A 769-nucleotide genomic window follows, 5' to 3' on the forward strand; every position below is an offset into this window, starting at 1 on the left:
TCGATCAGCTTCTCGTCGTCACACGGCACCTCCCGCACCCGACCGTGCTCGTCACGATCCCGGTCCTTGTCCCGGTCCCGGCGGTCCTCGCCCCTTTCCCGGTCCTTGCGGTCCTCGCCCCGCTCCTCGGCGTCGCGGTCCCGACCGTCGTCCTTCGTGAGCTGCTGAGCCGTGGACCACTTCAGGTCGGTCAACCGGTGGGCGCCGGTAACCCCGGTGGTCGCGTAGGCGACCCCTGCGAGGCTGACCGCTCCTGTCAGGCCGACAACGCCGGTGGCGAGCCAGATCCGACGACGACGAAGCGGGGAGGCTGTCTCGCGGGTGGCGTCATCGTTATTGCGAAGGTAGTTGGACATCGGAGCTCTCTGCCCTCTCCTTGTACCCGACAAGGTCGCTTCGCCACGGCGAGGCGGCCTTCGCTACAAATCGGTTGTAGCTGCTGAACAACAACGTATGAGAACCTTCTTCACCTCGTGGGCGTATACGAAAAAAGCCCACATTAGGTATGTGGGCGGTGCAGCCGACAGCAGGGCGGACGGCGGTGCAGCAGAGGTGTCACCGGTGGCGAAGGACGTCGCGGAGGGCGAAAGCGCGTGACGGGCGGCCGGGCCCTTCGGGGCGATGCCTCCCGGTAGGGGTGGGGGAGTCCCTTCCCGCCGAGGCGGGAAGGGACTCCCTGGTCGTGCGTCGGCTCAGTTGAAGCAGTCCTTGACGGTGCCGGCGCAGTTGGTGGGGTCGTTGTTGGTCACGGTCGACTTGTCGTCGAGCT

At 66.4% G+C, this 769-nt stretch carries 1 pseudogene; it reads right to left on the reverse strand.

The annotated features are described in order from the left end of the window. Positions 1 to 356: pseudogene (locus ACTMTB_RS30865) on the reverse strand (hypothetical protein); the annotation flags it as partial. Positions 357 to 769: the final 413 nt, after the last annotated feature.

Source organism: Micromonospora sp. L32, from assembly GCF_052068055.1.
Classification (GTDB): Bacteria; Actinomycetota; Actinomycetes; order Mycobacteriales; family Micromonosporaceae; genus Micromonospora; species Micromonospora purpureochromogenes.